The sequence below is a fragment of the Arthrobacter sp. SAFR-044 genome (genome assembly GCF_059414985.1).
The window spans coordinates 33,709-59,570 of record NZ_JBPFDN010000010.1; the positions used below are offsets into that span (position 1 = coordinate 33,709).

Genomic DNA, 25,862 nt, shown 5'->3' on the forward strand with positions numbered 1-25,862 from the left:
GGGCAAATCTTCACACAAACGACAGGCGACTGGCTGGTGGCCCACCGCTGTCGCCCCAGGCCACTAAACTCGCATGGGTGATCACAGGTGAAATTAAGTCCCAAGTAGACAAGGTCTGGAATACGTTCTGGAGCGGCGGCATCTCCAACCCGCTGGAAGTCATCGAGCAGACCACGTACCTGCTGTTCCTTAAGCGCCTCGACGAGAACCACACGCGCGAGGAGAAGCGCGCCAACCTGCTGGGCCAGCCCCTGCAGAACGCGGTGTTCCCTGACGGGCTGGACCCGCAGGGCCGCCCCTACTCGGACCTCCGCTGGTCCAAGTTCAAGGACTTTTCCCAGTCAGAGATGTTCGAGGTCTTCTCACAGCACATCTTCCCTTTCCTGCGCAACGAACTGCCCAAACTGTCCAACGGTGAAGACTCCACCTACAGCCACCACATGAAGGACGCGCAGTTCAAGATCCCCAATGCCGGCGTCCTGAAGCAGGTCGTCGACGTCATCGACGGCATCAACATGGACGGCCGGGACACGAAGGGCGACCTGTACGAGTACATGCTGTCGAAGCTGGCGTCCGCCGGCACGAACGGGCAGTTCCGGACGCCCCGGCACATCATCGATCTGATGGTGGCCATGACCGCCCCCAAACCGTTGGAGGCCATCTGCGATCCCGCCTCCGGAACCTGCGGGTTCCTGGTCCAGGCCGGCGAATTCCTGCGGAAGAACAACCCAAACCTGCTCACCAATGACGAGAGCAGCAAGTTCTTCCACCACCAGCAGTTCCACGGCTTCGACTTCGACAACACCATGCTCCGCATCGGCTCCATGAACATGCTGCTGCACGGCGTCGAAAACCCGGACGTCTCCTACCGGGACTCCCTCGCCGACCTGCACAGCCTTGAGGAGGAGAAGTACCACGTCATCCTGGCCAACCCACCGTTCGCCGGGAGCCTCGACTACGACAATGTGGCCAAGGACCTTTTGAAGGTCGTCAAGACGAAGAAGACCGAACTCCTGTTCCTGGCGCTCTTCATCAAACTGCTCAAGCCCGGGGGCCGCGCGGCCGTTGTTGTCCCCGACGGGGTGTTGTTCGGTTCTACAGGCGCCCACAAGTCACTTCGGAAAACGCTCGTTGAGGGCCACAAGCTCGACGCCGTGGTGAAGCTTCCTTCCGGTGTCTTCAAACCGTACGCCGGAGTGTCCACCGCCATCCTGTTCTTCACCAAGACCAACTCCGGCGGCACAGACAACGTCTGGTTCTACGACGTGAAGTCCGATGGCTTCAGCCTCGACGACAAGCGCACACCCCTTGGTTCCTCCGACCTTCCCGACGTCCTGCGCCGCTGGAATGAACGTACGACGACGGAACTTGGGCGGGTGCGCACCGACCAGTCATTCTGTGTGCCGCTTTCCGAGATCGCGGCATACGACTATGACCTGTCGCTCAACCGGTACAAGGAGATCGTGCACGAAGACGTCGAGCACGCCGAGCCTGAGGAGATCATGGCGGCACTGGACGGACTCGAAGCCGAGATTGTTGAGGGTCTCGCAGAGCTGCGGGAGCTGCTCAAGTGAACCTTGTTCCACTCGGCGATATCTCACGTGTCACATCTGAACGAGCGGGAACGCAGACCGGACTTCCGGTTTTTTCGGTTACAAAGCACGACGGGTTCGTTCGAAGTGATGAATACTTCCGGAAGCAGGTGTTCAGCCGGGACCTCTCGAACTACAAGGTGGTGCGCGAGGGACAGCTCGCCTACGCGACCATCCACCTCGATGAGGGCAGTATTGGCATCGCCCCCGAAGACAGCCTCGTGAGTCCGATGTATACCTCCTTCGAGGTTAACGAGAGCGCAGTTAGTAACGACTACCTAATACGTTTTCTAAAAAGTCCCCGTGCTATGGCCGCTTACCCATCACTTGGCAAGGGCTCTGCTGAGCGTCGTCGGTCAATTCCATTCGCGCGGCTGGCCGAGCTGAGAGTTCCCCTGCCACCCCTCGACGAGCAGCGGCGGATTGCCGCGATCCTGGACAAGGCAGACGAACTTCGCACCAAACGCAGCGAAGCCCTTGCACACCTCGACTCCCTCACCCAGTCAATTTTCCATGCAATGTTTATCGAATTCGCCGCAACTACAACACTCGGCGAGATCTGCGGCCAGAGGTTCAGAAATGGCGTATCACCATCGACTCGCGGATCCATTCAACAAAGAGTTCTCACACTCAGCGCAGTCACCGGATCTTCGTTCGACCCTACGGCAGTAAAGACCTCCACCTTTGATAAGCCGATCCCAGACAGCAATCGCGTTTCCAGCAATCTCCTTCTGATTTGCCGAGGGAACGGCAATCGTTCGCTGGTTGGCAAAGGCTATTTCCCTCGAGCGGACATCGCGGACGTCGGGTTCCCCGATACCGTGATCGCGGTGGAACCGAATACTGATGTGATAGACCCGACGTTTCTTGAAGCGTCTTGGGGGACTCCAGCGGTCCGAGCCCAACTCGAAGCTGCTGCGAAAACAACAAATGGAACTTACAAGATCAATCAAAGCGGCTTATCCGGGGTTCAACTCCCGCTGCCCCCGACGAAACTCCAACAGACCTTTGCGGCCCGCGCGGCCGCCGTTGAACGTCTAAGGGAATCCCATCGCAAGCACCTGGCTGAGTTGGACGCACTGTTTGCGTCGCTTCAACACCGCGCGTTCAAGGGGGAACTCTAATGTCCGAAACAGCAACTGAGTCGCTGGCAACCGAGGTACCGATTTGGCCGGCACTGATCGTTCCTGTCCTGGAGGCGCTTGAGGACGGCCGGACGCTGCACCGCAAGGACCTGTTTCATCAGGCCGCAGACAAAGCGGACCTCTCAGAGTCGGCACGTCTGGAGACACTGAACTCGGGCGGCCTTCGATACGAGCAGCGGATGGGCTGGGTCCTGAGTCACGTCACCCGGGCCAACTGGATCGACCGCCCGACGAAGGGGCACTATTGCATCACGGACGAAGGGCGCCGATGGCTCAAAGCGAACCCGGACGGCATCAACTACAGCCAGGCCCACGAAATCTTCGCCAAGTACTGGCCTAAGTCCGAAAAACCAACAGAATCTTCGCATGCAGTCGCAACAGAAGCAGTCGCGTCGGAGGAACTGGAGCCCGTCGAGCAAATCGAGGACGGCATCAATCGTATCCATGCAGAAGTGGGAGTTTCACTGCTCGCTCGACTCCGTGAGGGGCACCCGGACTTCTTCGAAGAAGCCGTGGTCAAGCTCCTCTTGAAGATGGGCTACGGCGGCGCTGAGCAACGGGGCCGCCGCATCGGTGGAACCGGAGATGGCGGCGTGGACGGGGTCATTGACCAGGACGCCCTCGGGCTCGACCGGATTTACGTCCAGGCCAAACGTTACGCCGACGGCAACACGGTGGGCCGCGAGACCATCCAGGCTTTCGTGGGCGCCCTGCACGGCGTCGGGGCGTCCCGTGGTGTCTTCATCACCACCAGCGGCTTCACGTCCGGGGCCCGGCAATACGCCGAGAACGTCCCGTCGCGGATCATCCTGATCGACTCCGCGCGACTGGTCGGCCTGATGATCAAGTACCGCGTGGGCGTGCAGGTGAAGCAGAGCTACGACGTGGTGGAACTGGACGAGGACTTCTTTGAGTAGGCCCACGGCAAATGTGTACGTGGACGGATCCAATCTCTACCGCCGGCTCCTGCAAGGACATCCTCAGGACAAGTGGCTAAATCTAGAGGCCATGGCGGAGTTCCTGCTCCCGGAATTCGACCTCAGCCGGGTCCGCTATTTCACGGCAATCGTCAAACCAATCCCCGGATCGGACCCGCAGACGCGGCAACGCCAGCAGGCCCATGTCCGTGCCTTGGAGACGTTGTCACGCACCAGTGTCCCTCTTGGCAAGTACAGGGTGGATCCGCGCATCATGCCGGTGCACCCCACTGCCTACAATCCGGACGGCACGCCCCAGACCGTCAAAGTTAAAAAGACCGAAGAAAAGGGCTCAGATGTATCCCTTGCGAGCCACCTGCTCCTGGACGGATTCAACGATGACGCAGACACCTACGTCATCTGCACGAACGATTCCGATCTGGTGACGCCGTTGCGAATGGTGCGCTTCGATCTAGGGAAGCAGACCGGTCTGTTGTCTCCGATGGAACCAAAGCGCGCAAGTAATGAGCTGAAGCAGACAAACCCGAGCCTTCACCGGCAGGTCACGCTCGACTCATTGGGCTGCGAGCCAACTGCCGGACAAACTACATGACGACCACGGCATTATTCACCGCCCTGCGAAATGGTCAGCTTAAATTCCGAAGGCCCCGATTACTCGGAGCCTTCTAACCAGTAGCCGAAGCATCTGGGGTGTGTTTCCACTATAGCCAGATCAGCTCCCCCAGTACAGAAACGCAATCAAACGGCATCAAACGAGACTGCGCCAAACTTCCCGGCAACAGTTTGTTCCACAGCATCACATGGTTGACTGGTCCCAGAAGAACTTGGGGCGCATGATCGGAGACAAACTGCATGGGGGCAGTGAACAGCAACTTTGGCTTCCTGTTGGAGGACTGGCCGGAGCTGGCACAGCAAGCCCGCCGTTCCGAACAGTTTGCCCGGATTGATCCTCGCGCCTCTGTCTTCTACGCCCGGTACACCATCGAACGGATTGTCGAGTGGCTGTACAAGGTGGAGCCCACGCTCAGCCTCCCCTACAAAGAGGACCTCAACGCCCTACTCAGCGAGCCCGCGTTCAAGAATCTCGTCGGCAGCACAATCGGCAACAAGCTCACCATCATCCGCAAAGCCGGGAACAACGCCGTCCACAATGCCGTCTCTCCGACGCCGCAGGGTGCCGAACTTGTGCTGCGGGAACTGCACCATGCCTGCTACTGGCTTGCGAGGAACTATGCGAAGAACGGCAGCCAGCTGCCGCCGTCGCTGGCGTTCGACGCCGCACATCTCGCTCCGCCGCCGAAGGCTGCAGTCCTCCCGCAGCAGTCGCCGGAGCAACTGCAGGAGCTGGAAGCGCAGCTGAAGGCACGTGACGACGCGCTGGCCAAGGCCGCAGCCGAGTCCGAAAGCCTTGCTGCGCAGCTGGCTCAGCTCCAGGCCGAGGTAGCCGAGGCCAAGAAGCAGAACCAGGCCATCCCGGACCGCCACGACTACGACGAAGCGCTGACGCGCAGCCACCTGATTGATCTGGACCTGCACGAGGCCGGCTGGCCGCTGGACAACATCGAAGACCGCGAGTTCAGGGTCGACACCATGCCCACGTCCAGCGGAACCCTGACCGGCACCGGCTACGTTGACTACGTCCTGTGGGGAGCCGACGGCCTCCCGCTCGCGGTGGTGGAGGCAAAGCGGACCACCGTGGACCCGCACATCGGCAAGCAGCAGGCCAAGCTGTACGCTGACTGCTTGCAACGCCGGTACGGCCGCAGGCCTGTCATCTACTACACCTCCGGCTATGAGACCTGGATCTGGGATGACGAAATGTACCCGGAGAGGCCGGTCCAGGGATTCCATACCCGTGACCAGTTGCAGCTGTTGATCAACCGCCGGCAGACGCGGAAGCCCTTGGCGAGGCAGCAGATCGACGACGCCATCGTCGAACGCCCCTACCAGCACAATGCCATCCGCGCGGTCACCGAGGCCTACGAGACGGACTGCGAGCGCAAGGCCCTGGTGGTCATGGCGACGGGCACTGGCAAGACGCGAACCGTCGTCGCGCTTGCAAAGCTGCTGCAGGAGGCCAACTGGGCCAAGCGTGTCCTGTTCCTGGCGGACAGGGTTGCCCTGGTAAAACAAGCCGCCAACGCGTTCAAGACCCACCTCCCCGGCTCCGGACCCGTCATCCTTGGCGCCGGCGAAGATGGCGACAGCCGAATCCATGTGGCCACGTATCCCACGATGATGAACCTCATCAACCAGACCGAGGGAAAGTTGGGAAAGCGCAGGTTCGGCATTGGCCACTATGACCTCATTGTGGTGGATGAGGCGCACCGCTCGGTGTACCAGAAGTACCGCGCCATCTTTAGCTACTTCGATTCACTCCTGGTCGGCCTCACCGCCACGCCCCAGTCCGAAGTGGACCGCAACACCTACAGCCTTTTCGGAATCGAAGACAACGTCCCCACGTTCGCGTACGAGCTCAACGAAGCCATTGATGCGGGGTATCTCGTTCCACCGCGAGTGGTTCCGGTCCCGCTGAAGTTCCCCTACGAGGGGATTTCCTACGACGACCTTCCCGAAGTTGAAAAGGAGCATTGGGACGAACTTGAATGGGATGAGGAAGGCGAAATCCCGGACTCTGTGGACGCCAACGCCCTGAACTCCTGGCTCTTCAACGCCGACACTGTGGACAAGGCGCTGGAGGTCCTCATGACGCATGGCCACAAGGTCGCCGGCGGGGACCGGCTGGGCAAGACCATCATCTTCGCCAAGAACAACCTTCACGCCCAGTTCATCGAAGAACGTTTCGACAAGAACTACCCGCACCTGAAAGGCCACTTCGCCAGGGTCATCACCCACCAGGTCAAGTACGCCCAAAACCTGATTGATGCCTTTTCGGAGCGCGATAACAATCCGCATGTCGCAATCTCCGTGGACATGCTGGACACCGGCATCGACGTTCCCGAGGCCGTCAACCTTGTCTTCTTCAAAATGGTCCGGTCCAAGACCAAGTTCTGGCAGATGGTGGGCCGCGGCACCCGGCTTTGCCCCAACCTCTACGGTCCGGGCGAAGACAAGGAAGACTTCTTCATCTTCGACCTGTGCCGCAACGCGGAGTTCTTCAATGCGGGCATGGCGGGCAACGAGGGTTCAGTGGGAAAGTCCCTCGCAGAAAGCACCTTCACCACGCGAGTACAGCTTCTGCGGACGACGGCGGACCTCACCTGGGACGCGAAGGTCCCCTTCGTGATGGACCTAAGAAAGTCCCTGCAGCACACGGTTGACCGGCTCCCCCGCGACAACTTCCTGGTGAGGCCGGCACGCAAATGGGTGGACAGGTTCGCTGAGCCCGCGGCATGGGATGCATTGGATGTCGAAGACTTCGAGGCGTTGGAAACGCGCATCGCCAGGCTCGCGTCTATTGGCGCCCTACCTGATACCGAGGAGGCCAAGCGGTTCGACTTCCTCATGCTGCAAACCGAACTCGCGTCGCTCCAGGGCAAGTCACTGGGACCCTTCCGGGCCAAGGTCCAGGCAGTGGCCGCTGCCCTGCAGGACCAGCCAAACGTTCCGGCCATCGCTGCGCAACTCCAGCTGATCGAAGGAGTCCTGGACGACGAAGAGTGGAACTCGGTATCGGTGGAATGGCTGGAGGAGATCCGGCTCAAGCTGCGGGAATTGGTGCACCTTATCGAAAAGCGCCGCCGGAACGTTGTGTACACCAACTTCCAGGATGAACTGGGGGAGCTGGAAGAGATTGAGCTCACGGGTGCCAGCAACGGGCACGTGGATCTGGATCGGTACCGCGACAAGATCCGCCAGTACCTCCACCAGTATCAGGAGCATGCCTCCATCCAGCGCCTCCGCCGGAACAGGCAGCTGACCGCTTTGGACCTCTCCGAGCTCGAGAGGATCCTCCTCGAGAGCGGTCTGGGCTCCCCCGAGGATCTCAACCGTGCAGCCGCCGACGGACTCGGGCTCTACGTGCGGTCCCTTGTTGGCCTGGACCGCGACGCAGTGCAGGAAGCCCTGCAAGACTTCGTAGCCGGGACAACCCTGACATCACAGCAGCTCGACTTCCTGCAGGTCCTGACGAACCACCTTGTGGACAACGGCAGGGTGCCACCGTCCGCACTCTTCGATTCCCCCTACAACGAACTGGCACCCTCCGGACCGGATGTCCTCTTCGGGGACGAGAAGGTTGTCCAGTTGTTCACCATTCTCAGGGACATTGAAGGGCGGGCACGAGTGGTTCAGGCCGGCTAGGCAAAAAGTCCGAACTGTCAGGGATTTCCCAGCCACGCGAGCGCATACTCGTAGGTACCCTGACCGGCGAAAGAACCAGGCTGACCCTTGACGTCCCACACCAACCATTCCCCCGAGGCGGCATCCCCATCGGAGGCTGCAGCCGTACGCATGGCGGCCCTCCCCCAGCTGCGGCACTGGGTCGCCGTGCCGTGCACGGCGGCTGTCCTGATCGTGGCCGCGGGCCTGGCCCTGCGCTTCATTCCCGCACTGACGTCGGCGGACATGTCCGTGGATGCCGAGCTGAGCCATGACCACACCGCTCCGCTGACCGGGGTGGCCATGTTTATCAACGTGGTGTTCAGCCCGGCAGGCGGCGTCCTGATGATCGCGGCCCTGTGCTTGTACCTGCTGCTGGTGCGGCGCAGCCCCGTGAACGCGGTGGCAACGGGCCTGGTGGCGGCCGGGGGCTGGGTGAGCAGCGAACTGTTCAAGGTGCTGGTGGCCAGGCACCGGCCGGACTCCACCGCCCTGTTCAACCCCCTCATCCCCGAACCGGGAACGGACAGCTTCCCGAGCGGACACGTGGCACTGGCCTCGGCGCTGGCCATCGCCGTCTTCCTGCTGGCCCGGGGCACCCGGTGGCAGCGGCCCGCGGCCATCCTCGGGATTGTGGTGGCGGTCGCCGTCGCACTCTCGCGCGTCTACCTTGGCGTGCACTATCCGACCGATGTCACGGCGTCGTTCCTCACGGCTGCCACCGGCGCGGCGTTCCTGACCGGTTTGTGGAACCGGTTCGGCCTGGCGCTGCTGGCCCGCATACCGTTCCTGGCGAAGCTCGGCCCCGTCCCGGCGCCCCAAGCCTGATCCGCTGCCATGACGGGCTTCATTGACGGACTCCTGAACGTCAGCCCGCTCGTGGCGTACATCGCCGTCTTCTGCCTGGTCTTCGCCGAGGACGCACTGTTCGTCGGCTTCGTCATCCCCGGCGAAACCGCCGCCGTCCTGGGCGGAGTGGTTGCCAGTCGGGGAGAAGTGCACCTGGGCACCATGATGGCCCTGGTGGTGGGCGCCGCCATCATTAGCGACAGCGTGGGCTACGAGGTGGGCAAGCACCTGGGCAACCGGCTCATGAAGACACGGATGCTGGCCCGCCACTCCGGCAGGCTGGAAAACGCGCAGGACTTCCTCCGGCGCAGAGGCGGGTCCGCCGTATTCCTGGGCCGCTTCACCGCCTTCTTCCGTGCCGTCATGCCCGCCCTGGCCGGCACGTCCCGCATGCCCTACGGCCGCTTCATCGCCTACAACGCAGCGGGCGGCGTGGTGTGGGGCATCGGCTTCGTCCTGCTGGGCTTCCTCGCAGGAAACTCCTACGAGACCGTGGCCCAGGCAGTCGGCCGGGACCTCGCCGTCGTGATTGCCGCAGTGGCAGTGGCCGCACTCATCGCCTGGCACCTCCGCTCACGACGGCGGCAGCAGCGGCGGCGCGCGGCCAACCTGCGGCAGGACAGGGCCCCGAATTCCTAGGAAGGGTTTGACAGCAACTGTGACCAGTGCCATATTTAAAGCGTGAACCTGTCAGACAGCCGGACAGCAGGACAGCCTGCATTCCGTCCCCTTGCCCGGCTGAGCGCTGCCGAGGCGGTGTTCAACGCCATCCGCGGGGACATCGAGTCGGGCAGCATTCCGGTGGGGAGCAAACTCAGCTCGGAGGCCACCCTTTCGCAGCAGTACGGAGTGAGCCGCTCGGTGATCCGGGAAGCCCTGCGCTCCTGCACCGCCTTGGGCCTGACGGTCACCCGGACGGGCAAGGGCACGTTTGTCATTGCCAGCAAGGTGGCCAATGACCTGACCCTCGGCCAGTACTCCGCCCGCGACCTTACCGAAGCCCGTCCCCACATCGAAATTCCCGCCGCCGGACTGGCCGCAGAGCGTCGAACGGAGGAGGAACTGGACACCCTCCGCCACATCATGGGTGCCATGGCCACCGAAACGGATCCCGAATCCTGGGTAGCCCTGGACTCCACCTTCCACGCCACCATCGCCCGTGCCAGCGGCAACAAAGTGTTCGCAAGCGTCGTGGCTGACATCCGGGACGCGCTGGCGCATCAATCCGAGACGCTGAACATGGTGGCAGACCGCCAGCATGCTTCAGACATCGAGCACCAGCAAATCCTTGCCGCCATCGAGACCGGCTCCGCGGAAAAAGCCCGCGCCGCCATGGCCCACCATCTGGAAGCCGTAGGCGTGGCCCTCGACTCCATCCTCAACAGCTAGCAAGATCCAACCAACCCTCCCAAGGACCCCATGCCATCCCCCGTGTTTTCTGCTGCCCACACCGCTGCCCCGGCCGGGCTGTCCCTGCCGCAGCACACCCCGCTGGTCGCCGCCATCCGCGACGGCCTCGTGGAGAGTGTCCACTACGGCTCCGCACTTGCCCTCGCGGCTGACGGCTCAGTGGCGGCGACGGCAGGGGACCCCCTGGCACCGTTCTACCCCCGCTCCGCACTCAAACCCCTCCAGGCAGTGGCCATGGTCCGCGCCGGCCTTGAACTTCCCGCCGACCTCCTGGCACTGGCCGCCGCGAGCCACTCGGGTGCTGCCGTCCACCGGGACGGCGCCCTGCGCATCCTCGAACTGCACGGGCTCGCCCCCACCGACCTGGAAAACAGCACGGACCTGCCCTACGGCACCACGGAGCGGGAAGACTGGCTCCGCACCGGCGGCAGCGCTACGCAGATCACGCAGAACTGCTCCGGGAAGCACGCTGCAATGGTGGCCACCTGCAAGATCAACGGCTGGCCCGTGCAGGGCTACTTGGATCCCTCCCACCCGCTCCAGCAGCTTGTGGCGCAAACGGTTATCGGCCTGACCGGAGAGGAGCCGGCCGCCGTCAGCACTGACGGCTGCGGTACCCCTTTGTTTGCCCTCACGCTGCGCGGGATGGCCCGCGCTTTCGGCCGGATCGCCCAGGCGGCCGCGGCCTCCTGGGAAGGAAAGCTCGACGGCGGCAGCCCGGAAGCCGCCGTCGGGCTCGCCATGCAGCAGCACCCGGAGATGGTGGCCGGCGAGGGCCGCGACGTCACCGAGCTGATGCGCCTGCTGCCCGGCGCCGTGGCCAAGGACGGCTTTGAGGGCGTGCAGCTGGTGGGCCTGCCCGACGGCAGCGCCGTTGCCGTCAAGATTTCCGACGGCGGCGACCGCGCCCGGATGCCCGCCACCGTCCGCCTGCTGGAGGCGCTGGATGTGGACACGGAGCCGCTCGCCGGCATCGCCACGGCCCCGGTGCTGGGCGGCGGCCACGAGGTGGGCCGGCTGCTGGCCACCGACTTTCTGAATCACCTGTCCGCACCCGTCAACGAAGCCCTGTAAGGACACCATGACTGCCACCCAAACCGCCGCACCCGCCCAGGTCCGGTCCGAACACGACCTGCTCGGCGACCGGGACGTGCCTGCGCACGCCTACTGGGGCGTGCACACGCTTCGCGCCGTGGAGAACTTCCCCATCACCGGCCAGAAGCTGTCCTCCAACATGCACCTGGTCCGCGGGCTTGCCGCGGTGAAACTGGCCGCCGCCCGCACCAACCGCGAACTCGGCCTGCTGGATGCCGAACGCGCCGATGCGATCGAGCAGGCATGCCAGGATGTCATGGCCGGACGCCTTGCCGACCAGTTTGTGGTGGACGTGGTCCAGGGCGGTGCCGGGACATCGTCGAACATGAACGCCAACGAGGTCATCGCCAACCGCGCCCTGGAAATCCTTGGTCACCCCAAGGGCGACTACGCGCGGCTGCACCCGAACGACCACGTCAACCTCAGCCAGTCCACCAACGACGTCTACCCCACCGCCGTCAAGCTGGGCACCATCTTCGCCGCCCGGGAACTGCTGGCAGCACTCGAGGAACTTGAGGATGCCTGCGCCGCGAAGGCCATGGAATTCCGCACGGTGGTGAAGATGGGCCGCACCCAGCTGCAGGACGCCGTGCCCATGACCCTGGGCCAGGAGTTCGGCAGCTACGCCGTCACCATCGGCGAGGACCGGCTGCGCCTTGCCGAAGCCGAACTGCTGATCCACGAAATCAACCTCGGCGCCACCGCCATCGGCACCGGGCTGAACGCCCCTGCCGGCTACGCCGATACAGCCTGCCGGCACCTGGCGGAGATCACCGGACTCCCGCTGGTGACCGCCGTCGACCTCATCGAGGCCACCCAGGACGTGGGCGCGTTCGTGCACCTGTCCGGCGTGCTCAAGCGCGTGGCGGTCAAGTTGTCCAAGATCTGCAACGACCTCCGCCTGCTCTCCTCCGGCCCGCGCGCCGGCTTCGGCGAAATCAACCTGCCGGCCGTCCAGTCCGGGTCCTCCATCATGCCCGGCAAGATCAACCCGGTCATCCCGGAGGTGGTCTCCCAGGTGGCCTACGAGGTGATCGGCAACGACGTCACCATCACCATGGCTGCCGAGGCCGGGCAGCTGCAGCTCAACGCCTTCGAACCGATCATCGTCCACAGCCTCCACAAGAGCATTTCCCACCTCGAGGCAGCCTGCCGCACCCTTACGGCCCGCTGCATCCAGGGAATCACCGCCAACACCGACCACCTGCGCCGCACCGTGGAGCAATCCATCGGCCTGGTCACCGCCCTGAATCCCCACCTCGGCTATGCCACCGCCACCGCCATCGCGCAGGAAGCACTTGCCACCGGCAAGGGCGTGGCCGAGCTCGTCCTGGAACACGGGCTCCTCACCGATGCCCAGCTCCAGGAACTCCTCAGCCCCGAACGCCTGGCAAACCTCAGCAAGTAGTCCCTACATCCCCCAAAGGACACCCCATGACAAATACCCCGCTTCCTGACCACTTGATTGACGGTGGCCACGCGCATGCGTCAGAGACCTCCCTGCACGCGGAGGACAAGGGTTACCACAAGAACCTCAAGCCACGGCAGATCCAGATGATCGCGATCGGCGGTGCGATCGGTACCGGCCTGTTCCTGGGCGCCGGCGGCCGGTTGAACGCCGCGGGCCCGTCCCTGGTCATCGCCTACGCCGTCTGTGGCTTCTTCGCGTTCCTGATCCTCCGCGCCCTGGGTGAACTGGTCCTGCACCGCCCCTCGTCCGGTTCGTTCGTCTCCTACGCCCGCGAATTCTTCGGCGAAAAAGCCGCGTTCGTCTCCGGCTGGTTCTACTGGATCAACTGGGCCACCACCACCATCGTGGACATCACCGCCGCCGCCCTCTACATGCACTTCTTCGGCAACTACGTCCCCTGGATGGCCGACGTCCCGCAGTGGGCCTGGGCACTGACCGCCCTCATCGTGGTCCTCGCCCTGAACCTCGTCTCGGTGAAGGTCTTCGGCGAAATGGAATTCTGGTTCGCCCTCATCAAGGTCGCCGCCCTGGTCGCGTTCCTGATCATCGGCACCTACTTCGTCATCTTCGGCACCCCCGTTGACGGCCAGCAGGTCGGCATCAACCTCCTCTCGGACAACGGCGGCATCTTCCCCAACGGCCTGCTGCCCATGATCATCCTCATGCAGGGCGTCCTGTTCGCCTACGCCTCGATCGAACTGGTGGGCACCGCCGCTGGCGAAACCGAGAACCCCGAAAAGATCATGCCCAAGGCCATCAACTCCGTGGTCTTCCGCATCGCCGTGTTCTACGTCGGCTCGGTGATCCTGCTGGCCCTGCTTCTGCCGTTCACGTCCTACCAGAAGGGCGTCAGCCCCTTCGTGACGTTCTTCGGCTCCATCGGGGTGCAGGGCGTGGACGTCATCATGAACCTCGTCGTCCTCACCGCCGCCCTGTCCTCGCTGAACGCCGGGCTCTACTCCACCGGACGCATCCTGCGCTCCATGTCCGTCAACGGCTCCGCCCCCAAATTCGCCTCCCGGATGAACAAAGCAGGTGTCCCCTACGGCGGCATCGCCATCACCGCCGTAGTGTCCCTGCTGGGTGTTCCGCTGAACTACCTGGTTCCGGCCCAGGCGTTCGAGATCGTGTTGAACATCGCCTCGGTGGGCATCATCATGACCTGGGCCACCATCGTGCTGTGCCAGATCCAGCTCAAACGCTGGGCCGACAAAGGCTGGGTGGAGCGCCCCTCCTTCAGGATGTTCGGCGCCCCCTACACCGGCTACCTGTCGCTGGTCTTCCTGGTGGGCGTCCTGGTCATGGTCTTCATCGACTCCCCCCTGACCATGCTCGTCACCGCCATCGCCTCCATCCTCATGGTCGTTGGCTGGTACGCCTGCCGCCACCGCATCCGCGAAATCGCCGAAACCCGCGAAGGCTTCACCGGAACGTCGCCCGTGGTCGCCAACGCACCGGCTGACACCTTCAAGAAGTAGCTGGGCTTAACGTCCGACGGCGGCACTTGGGTTCTTTTGCTGAAGAACCCAGGTGCCGCCGTCGGGTTTAACGGCAGTTCCTGCCCGTCACTTGGACAGCTTGACCACCATGGCGGAGCCGCCGCCGCGCCTCACCGGCTCAGCGGCAGCCAGCACCCGCCCGTCCTCAAGGAACTCGATGGCCGTGGCTGCCCCGATCTCCGCAGCGGACGTGAACGAGTCACCCGACTTTGCCAGCGTGTGACCAAACCGGGAAGTCAACTCAGCGCCGTACTTGTCGATGAATGCCGGCTCGGCAGTGACGCTGGCAGTGTTCCGTTGGGACGCACGGGGAGCCGCAATGGCGTCCGGAGTGCTCATCCCCAGGTCAATGCGGTTGACCAGGGTCTGCAGAACCGTGGTGATGATGGTGGAGCCACCCGGGGAGCCCAACGCCAGGAAGGGCTTGCCGTCCTCCAGGAGGATGGTGGGCGACATGGACGACCGCGGCCGCTTGCCCGGCTCGATCCGGTTGGGGTCCGTGGCGCTGTAGACCGTCGAGAAGTCCGTGAGCTCGTTGTTGAGCAGGAACCCGCGGCCGGGAACAACCATGCCGGAACCGCCGGTCTGCTCAATGGTCAGCGTGTACTCCACCACGTTGCCCCACTTGTCCGAGACCGTCATGTTGGTGGTGGAGATGTTCTCCGTGTCCTTCTCATCGGCGGCAGAAGCGGGATCCACCGGGCAGGAGCCGTCGTAGGAGGAGACATCGCCAGCCGTCTTCAAGGGCTTGGGAGCTGCCGTCAGGGGGTCCAGTTCACAGGCCCGTTCCTTGCCGAAGATGGGATCAGTCAGAGCCTTGGTAGGCACTTTTACAAAGGCCGGATCACCTACGTACTTCGCACGGTCCGCGAAGGCCAGGGCGCTGGCCTCGAGGTAGTGGTGCAGTACGGCCGGCTCGTCCTTCAATGCCGGCAGGTCAAACACGTCCAGAATGTTCAGCGACTCGCCCACGGTGGTCCCGCCGCTGCTGGAGGGTGCCATGCCGTAGACGTCATAGCCGCGGTAGTTTACGTGCGTCGGCTTCTGCTCCACGACCTTGTAGTGCTCCAGGTCCTCCTCGGTCATGGAGCCGACGGGGACGGGGAGCGCTGTGTCCGAAGACTTGGGCGGGTTCTGGACGGTCTTGGCGATTTCCTTCGCCAGCGGTCCGTCATAGAACGCGTCCATGCCCTTGTCGGCTAGAAGCCGGTAGGTGTTTGCAAGGTCCGGGTTCTTGAAAATAGAGCCCTCTGCGGGAAGCTGCCCACCGGGGAGGTACAGGTCCTTGGTGGACGTAAATGCTGCGAACCGTTTCTGGTTGTCTTCCGTCTGCTGACGGAAGGTCGTGTCTACCACGAAACCGCGGTCAGCGACCTCGATGGCAGGCTCCAGGGCATCCTCCAGACTGAAGCTGCCCCAACGCTTCAACGCGCGCTCCCAGGTGGCGGGCGTACCGGGAACACCTACAGAGACACCGCTGGTGACGAGCTCCGGCGTGAACCGGTACGGCTCGCCGGTGGCAGGATCGATGAACGCATCCTGCTTGATCCCTGCCGGCGCGGTTTCCCGGCCGTCAATGGTGCTGACCTTCTTGTTCTTCGCGTCGTAGTAAACGAAGTAGCCGCCACCGCCGATTCCGGCGCTGTAGGGCTCAGTGACGCCAAGGGTGGCTGCGGCGGCGACGGCCGCGTCCACTGCGTTTCCGCCCTTGCGGAGGACTTCGATGGCTGCCGCTGATGCTTCCGGGTCCACCGTGCTGACCGCGCCACCATAGCCGGTGGCTGTGGGGTCCTTGTCTGTATGGCGGGGATCGGCCGAAGCGGGGCTGATGGCCCCGGTGGTAACGCTCATCGCCAGTGCCGCAGTAACAGCTGCGAGCCGGCGTCCGAAATGTGGCATGGTGGCTCCTAGGGATGTCGAGTGATGTGGGCCACGCTACTCTTCGGGTAGGACACACTCAACGAATCCGGGAAGGAGGGACTCCGTGCCAGGATCCAAACTCGCGGTGGTGGGTGCCGGGAGCGTCGGCACCTCGCTGGCGTACGCGGCATTGATCCGTGGCTCCGCCAGCAACATCGCCTTGTTCGATGCCAACGCGCCCAAGGCCGAGGCGGAAGCCCTGGACCTCGCCCACGGCAGCCAGTTCGCCGCAGCCTCGGCTACCGTCACAGGAGGCGGGGATATCGCCGTGACGGAAGGCGCCGACGTCGTGGTCATCACGGCTGGTGCCAAACAGAACCCCGGCCAGAGCCGGCTGGACCTGGCCGGCACCAATGTGCGGATCCTGGAACAGCTGATGCCGCCGCTGCTTGAGCGGGCACCGGACGCCGTCTACGTCCTGGTGACCAACCCGTGCGACGTCCTGACCGTGGCGGCCCAGCGCATCTCAGGGTTGCCTCCGGAACGGATCTTCTCCTCCGGCACGGTGCTGGATACGTCCCGGCTGCGCTGGCTGCTGGCCCGCCGGGCAGGGGTTTCGGTCACCAGCGTCCACGCCAGCATGGTGGGCGAGCACGGCGACACGGAGTTCCCGCTCTGGTCCGGCGCCACCATTGGCCCGGTGCCGATCCGCGAGTGGACAGAAGGCGGCGAGCGGATCTTCATGCCCGAATACCTCGCCGACACTGCCAGGGAAGTGGTGCAGGCCGCCTACAAGGTCATCGCCGGCAAGGGGGCCACGAACTACGCCATCGGCCTCTCCGGTGCCCGCATTGTGGAGGCCCTGCTCCGCGACGACAACGCCGTCCTTCCGGTCTCCACGGTCCTGTCGGGGCTTCACGGGATCTCCGGGGTTGCCCTGTCCCTGCCCAGCGTGGTGGGCCGCGGCGGCGTGCACCGCGTCCTGGAAACACCCATGGACGACGGCGAGCTGGCGGCTTTGCGGCATTCCGCGGACACCCTGCGCAACACCATGGACGCGCTGGGGCTCTGAGAAGGCGTCATGCAACGCCGCGGCAACCCTCCCGGTGGCGTGTTCGCATAAGCTCAGTTCCACGTGCCAAATGCTGACTCGTACACGGCTGGCTCAACGACGAACCAACAGGAGTGACCCATGACCAACTGGCGGATCAGGGATTTCCATTCGGCCGACCTGGACGGCATCCTGCACCTGTGGGAGACGCTGAAGGCCAACAACGTCGAACCCGTCTATGCCCTGTCCGAAGTCCTGGCTTCCTGCGAAAAGGACCATGCCGTAGTGGCCGTCCAGGGTGATCAGGTGGTGGGTGCCGCCGTCGGACGCGCCGCCCACGACCAGGGCTGGATCGTCTTCCTGGCCACCCTTCCCGAGTACCGCGGCCGCGGAATCGGCACCTCGCTGCTCGCCTCCGTCGAAAACCGCATGGCCCCGCACGGCCTGAACAAACTCTCGGCCCTGATGCCGGAATCCGAAACCCGGGTGGAGGCGTTCCTGGGCCGCGGCTTCGCGCTCAAGAAGAACCTCCGCTACTTCGAACGCACCATCCCGGTGCAGCGCCAGGAGCTCGGCGCGCTCGGCCAGCTCGGCGGCCGCGTCCTGGCACGCGACCTGTGGGAAAACGTGGCCGGCATGCGCAAGGAAAAGGAACTGCTCGAACGCCGCCTGGTGCTTCCGCTCGCCGAGGCGGACCTGGCCGATGAATTCGGCGTGGTGCCGCCGCGCGCCGTCGTTCTCTTTGGTCCGCCCGGCACCGGCAAGACCACCTTCGCCAAGGCCATCGCCTCCCGGCTCGAATGGCCGTTCGTGGAAGTGTTCCCCTCCCGCCTGGCCGGCGATCCCCAGGGACTGGCCGGCGCGCTGCGCGAAACCTTCCTGGAAATCGCCGAGCTGGAGCACGCCGTGGTGTTCATTGACGAGGTGGAGGAGATCGCCTCCCAGCGTGCCGGGGATCCGCCGTCGCCGCTGCAGGGCGTAACCAACGAGCTGCTCAAGATCATTCCGGCGTTCCGCGAACAACCCGGCAGGCTCCTGGTCTGCGCCACGAACTTCATCCGCGCCCTGGACTCGGCCTTCCTGCGACACGGCCGGTTCGACTACGTCATCCCCATCGGACTGCCGGACCGGCAGGCCCGTGAAGCCATGTGGCAGCGGTTCATCCCTGCCGCGGTGGTGGACGCGGTGGACGTGGAGCTCCTGGTGGAACGGACCCAGGGCTTCTCCCCCGCCGATATTGAGTACGCCGCCCGCAGCGCATCCCAGCGCGCACTGGAAAAAGCCGTGTACGACGACGGCGGGCTGGCCTCGGGCGGCGACGTGTCGGTCCGCGAGGCGGTCCGGAAAGGTCCCTCCACCCAGGACTACCTCGACGCCATCGGTGATACCCGGACCACCGTGAGTCCCGAGGTCCAAGCCGATTTCCTCGAGGACATCGAGGCGCTGGGGCGGGTCTAGCTGGGACCTTTGCCCCTGTGCGGTGTCCTGCCGGGACGCCAGAGTGGTGTGCATGGCAAAGATTCTGATCCCCTACGGGACCACCGAGGGCCAGACGGCCCGGATCGCCGACTACATCTCCGATGTGCTGCAAGCCCACGGCCATGAGGCGGAGACGTTGGACCTCAAGCACGCAGACCACGACCTTCCGGACGGCTACGACGGCGTCATCGTGGGCGCTTCCATCCACGCCGGAAAACACGAAGGGTACGTCGCGGACTTTGTCCGCAGGAACCGGGAGGCGCTGGAGAAACTGCACGCTGCCCTGTTTTCCGTCAGCATGTCCGCCGACGCAGACCCGGAAGAAGCACAGAAGTACGTTGCCGAGTTCGAGGACGCAACCGGCTGGCGCCCGGCAAAGGTGGCGTTGTTCGGCGGCGCACTCCTTTACACGGAGTACGGGTTCCTCAAGCGCATGCTGATGAAGAAGATCGTCAGCAGCCAAGGCAGCACGGACACCGATACCGGCCGCGACTACATCTACACCGAGTGGGACGGCGTGCGGCGGTTCGCGGAGGAATTCGTGGCTGATCTCGAGCGCAAACCGGCCGGGGAGTAGTCAGCTTCCAGGCCAGACCCACGGTTCCCGGGGCAGGGCGGCGGGCTGGAACGCCTGCAGCGCCTGGTCGAGCGTTCCGCCCGGCAGGCCAACGGAGGCAAGCAGCCTGTCCCGGACCTCCTCCACCGGCACCCCGGCTTTGGCCAGGTCCGTGAGCGTCACCGCCCCATCGCGCTTGGCCAGCCGCGCGCCGTCGTGGTTCACCACCAGGGGAACATGCGCATATTCCGGGGTGGGAATATTCAAAAGGGACGCGAGGTAGGCCTGCCGCGGCGTGGACGGGAGCAAGTCATCACCCCGAACTACCTGGTCTATCCCCTGCTCGGCATCGTCCACCACCACGGCGAGGTTGTAGGCTGTGACGCCATCGTTGCGCCGCAGCACAAAGTCGTCCACCACGCCGGTGAACCGGCCATGGAGGACGTCGTTGACGGTGAACTCCGCAACCCCGGCGCGCAGCCGGAGGGCCGAGGGCCGGATGGAGCGCTTGAACTCCAGTTCAGCGCGGTCCAGGTTGCGGCAGGTCCCGGGGTAGGCGCCCTGCGGGGCGTGGGGTGCCGACGCCGCCTCCTGGATCTCGCGGCGCGTGCAGAAGCACTCATACGTCAGGTCCGCCTCCTGAAGGCGGGCAATCGCCCCAGCGTAGAGGGGGCCGCGGGCCGTCTGCCGGACCGCGTCACCGTCCCAGGTGACACCCACGGCGGCCAGGTCACGCAATTGCACGGCTTCCGCTCCCGCGCGGGCACGGTCAAGGTCCTCCACCCGCAGCAGGAACGTCCGGCCGGTGGAGCGGGCGAAGAGCCAGGCAAGGATGGCGGTGCGCAGGTTCCCGACATGCAGTTCGCCGGAAGGGCTGGGGGCGAAGCGGCCTGCGGAGGTCATATACCCACCCTAGACCGAACAACACAAGAGCCCCTCAGCTACCGATGACTGCGGAATTCCGACGTCGGTAGCTCAGGGGCTCTTGCCGTGTTTGCAGAGTGAGCATGGTGTGAACAAGCCTCAATCAGCGGCGGCCTCCTTGCGGGAAGCGGTGTCCAGGGGCCGGGTGGTGTTCCGGGGATCCTGTAGCCTGCGGGGCCAGCGGTAGCTTTTGCCCTTGTTGCCACTATTTCAGCAGACCTCATACAGTTGGAACAACAAGCAGGACTTGAATTAGTCATTCTGGTCAATTCGTGACAGTAAAGCAGGCAGGAAGTGATCAGATTGCAGGAACTGGACGCCACGGACAAGCGCATCCTGAACGCCTTGGACGAAGACCCGCGCATCCCGGTCATGGTGCTGGCGCAGAAGCTGGGCCTGGCCCGCGGGACTGTGCAGTCGCGGATGGAGCGGATGGCGGCATCAGGTGCCCTGCGCCCCAACAGCAGCCGAGTGCTGCCATCGGCCCTTGGCCGCGGCGTCGCCGCAGCCGTGAGCGCGGAACTGGACCAGAGCCACCTGAACGAGGCCATCGCCGCACTGCGCAAGATCCCCGAAGTCCTGGAGTGCCACGCACCGGCCGGGGATACCGACCTCCTCATCCGCGTGGTTGCCAAAAGCCCGGACGACCTCTACCGAGTCTCAGAGGAGATCCGCCTCTGCCCCGGCATTGTCCGCACGTCCACCAGCATGTTCCTGCGCGAGGTCATCCCGTACCGCACCACCGGCCTGCTCGCTGAATAGCCGCCGGCAGCCCCTACACTGGCGGGCCCGCGTTGGATTTCAGGTTCTTCATGACCAGCGTTGAGGTCAACCGTTCCACGCCGGGCAAGGACGTGAGTTCGGTGTCGTAGAAGCGCTGGTAGGCAGGGAGGTCTGCGGCGATGATCTTGAGCAGGTAGTCCGGCGAACCGAAAAGCCGTTGCGCCTCGATGACGTTGGGATTCTCCGCCACCCGGGTTTCAAAGATCTCCATGGTGGACCTGTCCACCTGGCGGAGCGTGACGAAAACGATCGCCTCGAAGCCCAGCCCCACGGCAGCGGGGTCAACGTCCGCCCTGTACCCGCGGATGACGCGGGACTGCTCCAGTTCCCGCAGCCGACGGTGGCACGGTGCCACCGTCAATCCCACCTTTGCGGCGAGGGCGGTGGCTGTCATCCGGCCGTCCTCCTGGAGGTGGCGCAAAATATTTCTATCAATTCGATCCAGCACGCAATAAATATACTGTGCGGACAGCGGGGCGGGCGAAAACAGGACAGCACTTTTGGCCCGATTCTCCCTATGGTTGCTCCTGAGAGCCCTTCGACAGGAGAAACCCATGAATCCGCAGCTGTTCCTGGCCTTCCTGGTGGTGGCCGCAGCCCTGGCCTGCACGCCTGGAGTGGACTGGGCCTACACCATCGCTGCCGGTCTCCGGCAGCGCAGTTTCGTCCCCGCAGTCGCAGGGCTCTGCGGTGGCTACGTCCTCCATACCGCCCTGCTGGTGGCAGGCCTGGCTGCGGTGCTGGCCGGAACGCCCGGAGTCCTGGGCTGGATCACCCTGGCAGGCGCAGGCTACCTGCTGTGGCTCGGCGTGGGAACGCTGCGGTCATGGCGCGCCGCCAGCTTCAGTGCGGATGCCGCCGTCGGTCCCGGAACACAGCTGCGCACCTTCCTGCAGGGCATGGGCACCAGCGGCATCAACCCCAAGGGCTTGCTGTTCTACGTTGCCCTCATTCCGCAGTTCGTGAGCACCGACGCCTCGCTGCCAGTGCCGGTGCAGTCGGGCCTCCTGGGGATGACGTTCGTAGCGCTGGCGGGCCTGGTCTACACAGTGGTGGCCCTGCTGTCGCGCACGCTGCTGCAGAGCAGGCCCGGGGCAGCGCGTGCGGTGACGCTGGCCAGCGGCATCATCATGGTGGCGCTGGGGACCGTGCTGCTCGGCGAGCAGCTGCTGCCCTTCCTGGCCGGCCACGCCCAGCCAGGGTCCTAGTCCCCGCTGAGCTCCTTCCAGTCCTGCTCCCAGATCCGCCGCATCTCCTCGTCCTTGCGGATGGGAGCCGGCGCTTCAAGTTCCCGCTGTGGTTCCGCATCCCCGCGCCGGCGTCCCCAATCGCGCGGGTTGAGGGACCGGCGGCTTGATTCCAACACCAGCAGCGCCCGGTCCGTCAAGGCGTCGTTTCGCAGCGCAAGGTGCGTCTTGCGGCGGCGCAGGACTTCGGCGACCGCCTGGTGCGCCGCGTCCAGCCGGCCTTCCCTGCGCAGGGCCCGGGCGCGGACCAGCAACAGGGCAGCGGAGAGATCGTCCGCATTCAGCAACCCCTCCGTCCAGTCGATGACGGTGCGGCTGCGGCCAAGGCTGAGGGCCAGGGAGCAGCGCGCCAGGGCCATGGGAAGCGACGGCGGCAGCCCCGTCAGGGCGTCGAGCGCGGCTTCCGTGCGGCCGGTCTCGCGCAACGAGTGGGCCAGGGCAAGGAACACCGATTCCTCGCTGAACAGCACGGGGATTTCCACCCGCTCGGCCAGTTCGATCCGGGTGACGATCCGCGTGAGGTAGGTGGAGGAGTAGCGGTTCGCTTCGTCATCATTCCTGGTGGTCAGCCCGCGCTGGAGGAGTTCGGAAGCGCGGAGGTAGCCGCCGTGCTTGTACACCAGCAGCCCGGCCATCAGGTAGCAGAGCCCGGCCCATCCCGGGTAGGCGCGCGCCAGGGTGATCAGGCGCTCCGGCTCGCGGCTGGTAAACACCGCTTCATGCACCACTTTGGCAGGTTTGGGCATCAGCCGCTTGAGCCGGGGCACCTCGCCGTCGATGTACAGCAGCGCGGGGTTGCGCCCACCCAGGACGCCGGTCAGCAGGCCGCCCACTCCCCCGGCGAGGTCGTGGACAGGGGTGCGCAGCTGGGCCGGCCCGAAAGGGGTGAGGTCGCGGCTGTCCCAGTAAATCCGTGCAGTCTCCCCGGCGCTCATCTTTCCATGCTAACCGTGAGCACACTGCCCCGTCCCCGGGAGTTGAACACGCACCAAGGCCAGGGGCTTGTCCCCGGCACCATATTCAGGAAGGGTGGCAAGCACCCTTATCAAGATGATTTCCGGCAAGGAGAAACCCATGCAGATCGACAAGAACCAGATCCTTGAACTCCTGCGTTCACAGGGAGACCAGGACAAAGCCGCGCAGGCAGAATCGGAACTTCCGGACCAGGTGGACACCGAACAGCACGTGGGCCTGCTCTCCAAACTTGGCATTAACCCGGCAGAACTGCTCTCCAGGCTTCCCGGCGGACTCGGCGACAAACTTCCCGGTGGCCTGGGCGACAAGCTCGGCGGGCTGGGGCTCTAAGAGCCGGGAGGTCAACTCCTGGCCATGAACCATTCGGTAAAGGCGGCGGCCCGGCCGGACCCGTCAAACCTGATAACCCACAGGTTGTCATACGTGGGCCGGCCGCCCGAGTAGGAGGTGACGCCCTGGACAAAGGCGGTGTTGCCGTCGCATCCAAGCAGCTCCCAGCTGAACGTCCAGTCCGCTGGCTCGTCGCGTGCGGCGAGCCAGCCGTCGACGATACCCTCCTGGCCCCGCCAGGGTTCCGGATCGTGGGGACGGGTTTCATACAGCGCATCAGGGGCGAAAAGGGCCCGGATGTCGTCGGCGCCGTTGCTGGTCCATGCCGCCTGGTACTTTTCCATCCAGGCGCGGACGTATTCCCTTGCTGAAGCAGGGTCCTTTGCTGAAGGTGGCTGAGTCATCTTTTGGTTGTACCCGCGCAATGGTCCGGGGGCAATGGCGTCACCCGCTGGCGGCGGCTATCCACACCCCGATTACCCAGGTGCTGGCGGCCAGGCACGCGAGCCCGAATTCAGCGAGCATTCCCAGGCCCGTGGCCTTCAGGGCGGCCCAACTGGACCTCGCCGCCGTCGTAAAATTCCGCGTGCGGAGGAACTCGCTGGCCAGCAGCCCCGCCGCGAACCCAACGAAGAGGCCCACCACCGGGATGATGAACATCCCCACCACACCGGCCACCAAAGCCACCACCACGCTGCGGCTGGGAATGGCGTGCTGCTTGAGTTTCCGGCCGGTAAGGACGGCACCGGCCGTCATTCCAGCGGCGACAAAGATCATGGCCACCGCGAACACCACCCAACCCGCAGTCCCGGCACCGCCCCAGATGGCCCACGCCAGCAGGCTTACACCGATCAGCACGCTCCCGGGCAGGACAGGAATGATCGTGCCGGCTACCCCCACCAGGATCGCCAGGCCGCACAGGATGGTCACCACGGTTTCGGAGCTCATGCTGCCCAGTCTAGGGGGCCGGATCAGCGCCTTAACGCCCGACGGCGGTGCCTCCTTCAGCAAAGGAGGCACCGCCGTCGTGGGTTCCGGAAGGAAGGAGCCCTACTCCGCTTCCACCGCTGCGGCGACCGCCGCGGTGACTGCCGGGGCCACGCGGGGGTCCAGCGGGCTGGGGACGATGTAGTCGGCCGACAGGTCCTCGGCGGCAAGCCCGGCAATGGCGCGCGCCGCGGCAAGCTTCATGGCAGGGGTGATGCGGCGGGCGCCGGCGTCGAGGGCCCCGCGGAAGATGCCGGGGAACGCCAGGACGTTGTTGATCTGGTTGGGGAAGTCGCTGCGGCCCGTGGCCACGACGGCGGCGTACTTCACGGCAACCTCGGGCAGGACTTCGGGGTCCGGGTTGGACAGCGCGAACACGATGGCGTCCTGGTTCATGGTGGCCAGGTGGGCCTCGTCCAGCTTGGAGGAGGAGACGCCGATGAAGACGTCGGCACCGGCCAGCGCTTCGGCGGGGCCACCCGTGATGCCGCGGGGGTTGCTGCGGCCGGCAATGTCAGCCTTCTTGCCCGCCGTGTCAGCGGCCAGGTCCGGGCGGCTGCTGTTGATGACGCCGCGGGAATCGAGCAGGACCACGTCGGTGATGCCGGCTGCGAGCAGGATTTCGGCGACGGCGATCCCCGCCGCACCGGCACCGGACACCACTACCTTCAGCCCCTCAAGCCCGCGGCCGGTCACCTTGGCCGCGTTTGTCAGTGCGGCGAGGGCAACCACGGCAGTGCCATGCTGGTCGTCGTGCATGACCGGGCAGTCCAGGGCTTCGATCAGCTTTTCCTCAAGCTCGAAGCAGCGGGGCGCCGAGATGTCTTCAAGGTTCACGGCACCGAAGCTGGGACGCAGGCGGACCAGGGTCTCCACGATCTCGTCCACGTCGGTGGTGTTGAGGACCAGGGGAATGGAGTCAAGGTCGCCAAAGGTCTTGAACAGGGCGGACTTGCCTTCCATGACGGGCAGCGAGGCGCTGGCGCCGATGTTGCCCAGACCCAGGACGGCGGTGCCATCGCTGACAACGACCACCAGGCGCTCGGCCCAGGTCAGTGTGCGGGCGAGTTCGGGCTTGGCATGGATGGCGCGGCTGACCTCGGCCACACCGGGCGTGTAGGCGATGGACAGATCCCGCTTGTTGGACAGCGGAACAGTGCTGGTGACGGACAGTTTGCCGCCCTGGTGGGCGCTGAAGATCTCGTCTTCGGTCAGGGCCGTGGCTGCTGAATTGTCGGTGGCGGTGATTGCGTCAATGGACACGTCGTTGTCTCCTGGTGCTTGCCGTGGGCGCACGGCACGTGGAGCTGGGGGCCAGCATGGAAAGTAGTGCGACAGGAAACCCAGGGGTGGCGGGTCCGTGGGAACGCCGGGGATGTTTCCGCCCTGC

The 25,862-nt window shown here is 64.7% G+C and carries 24 protein-coding genes; 17 read left to right on the top strand and 7 right to left on the bottom strand.

Annotated elements, in window-relative coordinates; genetic code table 11:
- Positions 1-77: 77 nt before the first annotated feature.
- The 11 genes from ACR65J_RS15610 to ACR65J_RS15660 all read left to right on the top strand — a co-directional run bounded on the left by ACR65J_RS15610 (position 78) and on the right by ACR65J_RS15660 (position 14,259).
- Positions 78-1,574, top strand: a complete 1,497-nt coding sequence (locus ACR65J_RS15610; protein ID WP_440170695.1) for a type I restriction-modification system subunit M — start codon at positions 78-80, stop codon at positions 1,572-1,574.
- Positions 1,571-2,716 carry a restriction endonuclease subunit S gene (locus ACR65J_RS15615; RefSeq protein WP_440170697.1) on the top strand — a complete coding sequence of 382 codons (1,146 nt, stop codon included), beginning with the start codon at positions 1,571-1,573 and terminating at the stop codon, positions 2,714-2,716. Before ACR65J_RS15610 ends, ACR65J_RS15615 begins: the two co-directional genes overlap by 4 nt.
- Positions 2,716-3,654: a restriction endonuclease gene (locus ACR65J_RS15620; RefSeq protein WP_440170700.1), complete on the top strand. Its 939-nt coding sequence runs from the start codon at positions 2,716-2,718 to the stop codon at positions 3,652-3,654. The genes ACR65J_RS15615 and ACR65J_RS15620 overlap by 1 nt, the downstream gene beginning before the upstream one ends.
- A gap of 19 nt (positions 3,655-3,673) precedes the next feature.
- Positions 3,674-4,267 carry an NYN domain-containing protein gene (locus tag ACR65J_RS15625; protein ID WP_440170703.1) on the top strand — a complete coding sequence of 198 codons (594 nt, stop codon included), beginning with the start codon at positions 3,674-3,676 and terminating at the stop codon, positions 4,265-4,267.
- Between the two features lie 260 nt (positions 4,268-4,527).
- Entirely contained in the window at positions 4,528-7,938 is a 3,411-nt protein-coding gene (locus ACR65J_RS15630) for a DEAD/DEAH box helicase family protein (protein WP_440170705.1), read from the top strand.
- 87 nt (positions 7,939-8,025) lie between these two features.
- Positions 8,026-8,784 carry a phosphatase PAP2 family protein gene (locus ACR65J_RS15635; RefSeq protein WP_440170708.1) on the top strand — a complete coding sequence of 253 codons (759 nt, stop codon included), beginning with the start codon at positions 8,026-8,028 and terminating at the stop codon, positions 8,782-8,784.
- A gap of 9 nt (positions 8,785-8,793) precedes the next feature.
- The gene (locus ACR65J_RS15640; protein WP_440170710.1) at positions 8,794-9,444 is read left to right on the top strand and encodes a DedA family protein; all 651 of its coding nucleotides are present in this window, start codon (positions 8,794-8,796) and stop codon (positions 9,442-9,444) included.
- 42 nt (positions 9,445-9,486) lie between these two features.
- Positions 9,487-10,194: a FadR/GntR family transcriptional regulator gene (locus ACR65J_RS15645; protein ID WP_440170712.1), complete on the top strand. Its 708-nt coding sequence runs from the start codon at positions 9,487-9,489 to the stop codon at positions 10,192-10,194.
- 30 nt (positions 10,195-10,224) lie between these two features.
- Positions 10,225-11,289 (top strand): asparaginase, encoded by a 1,065-nt coding sequence (locus tag ACR65J_RS15650; protein WP_440170714.1) that lies wholly within the window; start codon positions 10,225-10,227, stop codon positions 11,287-11,289.
- A 7-nt stretch (positions 11,290-11,296) separates the two neighbouring features.
- Complete coding sequence (locus ACR65J_RS15655; RefSeq protein WP_440170716.1) at positions 11,297-12,718, top strand: aspartate ammonia-lyase; 1,422 nt, start codon at positions 11,297-11,299, stop codon at positions 12,716-12,718.
- A gap of 26 nt (positions 12,719-12,744) precedes the next feature.
- Complete coding sequence (locus ACR65J_RS15660) at positions 12,745-14,259, top strand: amino acid permease (protein WP_440170719.1); 1,515 nt, start codon at positions 12,745-12,747, stop codon at positions 14,257-14,259.
- An 87-nt stretch (positions 14,260-14,346) separates the two neighbouring features.
- Here the strand turns inward: ACR65J_RS15660 and ggt are convergent, their stop codons facing one another.
- The gene (gene ggt / locus ACR65J_RS15665; RefSeq protein WP_440170721.1) at positions 14,347-16,179 is read right to left on the bottom strand and encodes a gamma-glutamyltransferase; all 1,833 of its coding nucleotides are present in this window, start codon (positions 16,177-16,179) and stop codon (positions 14,347-14,349) included.
- Positions 16,180-16,264: 85 nt separating this feature from the next.
- Here ggt and ACR65J_RS15670 point away from each other — a divergent pair, with 85 nt between their 5' ends.
- From ACR65J_RS15670 to ACR65J_RS15680, 3 genes are all read left to right on the top strand, one after another.
- The gene (locus tag ACR65J_RS15670; protein ID WP_440170723.1) at positions 16,265-17,212 is read left to right on the top strand and encodes an L-lactate dehydrogenase; all 948 of its coding nucleotides are present in this window, start codon (positions 16,265-16,267) and stop codon (positions 17,210-17,212) included.
- 120 nt (positions 17,213-17,332) lie between these two features.
- Positions 17,333-18,649 (top strand): ATP-binding protein, encoded by a 1,317-nt coding sequence (locus ACR65J_RS15675; RefSeq protein WP_440170725.1) that lies wholly within the window; start codon positions 17,333-17,335, stop codon positions 18,647-18,649.
- 52 nt (positions 18,650-18,701) lie between these two features.
- Entirely contained in the window at positions 18,702-19,247 is a 546-nt protein-coding gene (locus tag ACR65J_RS15680) for a flavodoxin domain-containing protein (protein WP_440170728.1), read from the top strand.
- Here ACR65J_RS15680 and gluQRS read toward each other — a convergent pair whose 3' ends face one another.
- Positions 19,248-20,129 (bottom strand): tRNA glutamyl-Q(34) synthetase GluQRS, encoded by an 882-nt coding sequence (gene gluQRS / locus ACR65J_RS15685; RefSeq protein WP_440170730.1) that lies wholly within the window; start codon positions 20,127-20,129, stop codon positions 19,248-19,250.
- 324 nt (positions 20,130-20,453) lie between these two features.
- Here gluQRS and ACR65J_RS15690 point away from each other — a divergent pair, with 324 nt between their 5' ends.
- On the top strand, positions 20,454-20,912 hold the full coding sequence (locus tag ACR65J_RS15690; RefSeq protein ID WP_440170991.1) for an Lrp/AsnC family transcriptional regulator: 459 nt from the start codon (positions 20,454-20,456) through the stop codon (positions 20,910-20,912).
- 13 nt (positions 20,913-20,925) lie between these two features.
- On the opposite strand, the gene ACR65J_RS15695 is transcribed toward ACR65J_RS15690, so the two are convergent.
- Complete coding sequence (locus ACR65J_RS15695; protein WP_440170732.1) at positions 20,926-21,381, bottom strand: Lrp/AsnC family transcriptional regulator; 456 nt, start codon at positions 21,379-21,381, stop codon at positions 20,926-20,928.
- Positions 21,382-21,487: 106 nt separating this feature from the next.
- Here ACR65J_RS15695 and ACR65J_RS15700 point away from each other — a divergent pair, with 106 nt between their 5' ends.
- Positions 21,488-22,141, top strand: coding sequence for a LysE family translocator (locus ACR65J_RS15700; RefSeq protein ID WP_440170734.1), 654 nt, complete (start codon positions 21,488-21,490; stop codon positions 22,139-22,141).
- On the opposite strand, the gene ACR65J_RS15705 is transcribed toward ACR65J_RS15700, so the two are convergent.
- Entirely contained in the window at positions 22,138-23,115 is a 978-nt protein-coding gene (locus tag ACR65J_RS15705; RefSeq protein WP_440170736.1) for a hypothetical protein, read from the bottom strand. The two genes, ACR65J_RS15700 and ACR65J_RS15705, sit on opposite strands and share 4 nt — an antisense overlap.
- 94 nt (positions 23,116-23,209) lie before the next feature.
- On the opposite strand from ACR65J_RS15705, the gene ACR65J_RS15710 reads away from it, so the two are divergent.
- A complete protein-coding gene (locus ACR65J_RS15710; protein ID WP_440170738.1) occupies positions 23,210-23,485 on the top strand; it encodes a hypothetical protein in 276 nt (91 codons plus the stop codon).
- Between the two features lie 11 nt (positions 23,486-23,496).
- Here the strand turns inward: ACR65J_RS15710 and ACR65J_RS15715 are convergent, their stop codons facing one another.
- The 3 genes from ACR65J_RS15715 to ACR65J_RS15725 form a co-directional block, all read right to left on the bottom strand.
- A complete protein-coding gene (locus ACR65J_RS15715) occupies positions 23,497-23,889 on the bottom strand; it encodes a nuclear transport factor 2 family protein (RefSeq protein WP_440170741.1) in 393 nt (130 codons plus the stop codon).
- A 40-nt stretch (positions 23,890-23,929) separates the two neighbouring features.
- Entirely contained in the window at positions 23,930-24,433 is a 504-nt protein-coding gene (locus ACR65J_RS15720; RefSeq protein ID WP_440170743.1) for a DUF456 domain-containing protein, read from the bottom strand.
- Between the two features lie 102 nt (positions 24,434-24,535).
- Positions 24,536-25,735, bottom strand: coding sequence for an NAD(P)-dependent malic enzyme (locus ACR65J_RS15725; protein ID WP_440170746.1), 1,200 nt, complete (start codon positions 25,733-25,735; stop codon positions 24,536-24,538).
- Between the last annotated feature and the right edge of the window lie 127 nt (positions 25,736-25,862).

What these genes read in the sequence shown, in the direction of transcription:
- ACR65J_RS15620 (WP_440170700.1), top strand. Translation starts at nt 2,716, where the DNA reads ATGTCCGAAACAGCAACTGAGTCGCTGGCAACCGAGGTACCGATTTGG.
- ACR65J_RS15630 (WP_440170705.1), top strand. Translation starts at nt 4,528, where the DNA reads ATGGGGGCAGTGAACAGCAACTTTGGCTTCCTGTTGGAGGACTGGCCG.
- ACR65J_RS15640 (WP_440170710.1), top strand. Translation starts at nt 8,794, where the DNA reads ATGACGGGCTTCATTGACGGACTCCTGAACGTCAGCCCGCTCGTGGCG.
- ACR65J_RS15650 (WP_440170714.1), top strand. Translation starts at nt 10,225, where the DNA reads ATGCCATCCCCCGTGTTTTCTGCTGCCCACACCGCTGCCCCGGCCGGG.
- ACR65J_RS15655 (WP_440170716.1), top strand. Translation starts at nt 11,297, where the DNA reads ATGACTGCCACCCAAACCGCCGCACCCGCCCAGGTCCGGTCCGAACAC.
- ACR65J_RS15660 (WP_440170719.1), top strand. Translation starts at nt 12,745, where the DNA reads ATGACAAATACCCCGCTTCCTGACCACTTGATTGACGGTGGCCACGCG.
- ggt (WP_440170721.1), bottom strand. Translation starts at nt 16,179, where the DNA reads ATGCCACATTTCGGACGCCGGCTCGCAGCTGTTACTGCGGCACTGGCG.
- ACR65J_RS15675 (WP_440170725.1), top strand. Translation starts at nt 17,333, where the DNA reads ATGACCAACTGGCGGATCAGGGATTTCCATTCGGCCGACCTGGACGGC.
- ACR65J_RS15680 (WP_440170728.1), top strand. Translation starts at nt 18,702, where the DNA reads ATGGCAAAGATTCTGATCCCCTACGGGACCACCGAGGGCCAGACGGCC.
- gluQRS (WP_440170730.1), bottom strand. Translation starts at nt 20,129, where the DNA reads ATGACCTCCGCAGGCCGCTTCGCCCCCAGCCCTTCCGGCGAACTGCAT.
- ACR65J_RS15700 (WP_440170734.1), top strand. Translation starts at nt 21,488, where the DNA reads ATGAATCCGCAGCTGTTCCTGGCCTTCCTGGTGGTGGCCGCAGCCCTG.
- ACR65J_RS15705 (WP_440170736.1), bottom strand. Translation starts at nt 23,115, where the DNA reads ATGAGCGCCGGGGAGACTGCACGGATTTACTGGGACAGCCGCGACCTC.
- ACR65J_RS15715 (WP_440170741.1), bottom strand. Translation starts at nt 23,889, where the DNA reads ATGACTCAGCCACCTTCAGCAAAGGACCCTGCTTCAGCAAGGGAATAC.
- ACR65J_RS15720 (WP_440170743.1), bottom strand. Translation starts at nt 24,433, where the DNA reads ATGAGCTCCGAAACCGTGGTGACCATCCTGTGCGGCCTGGCGATCCTG.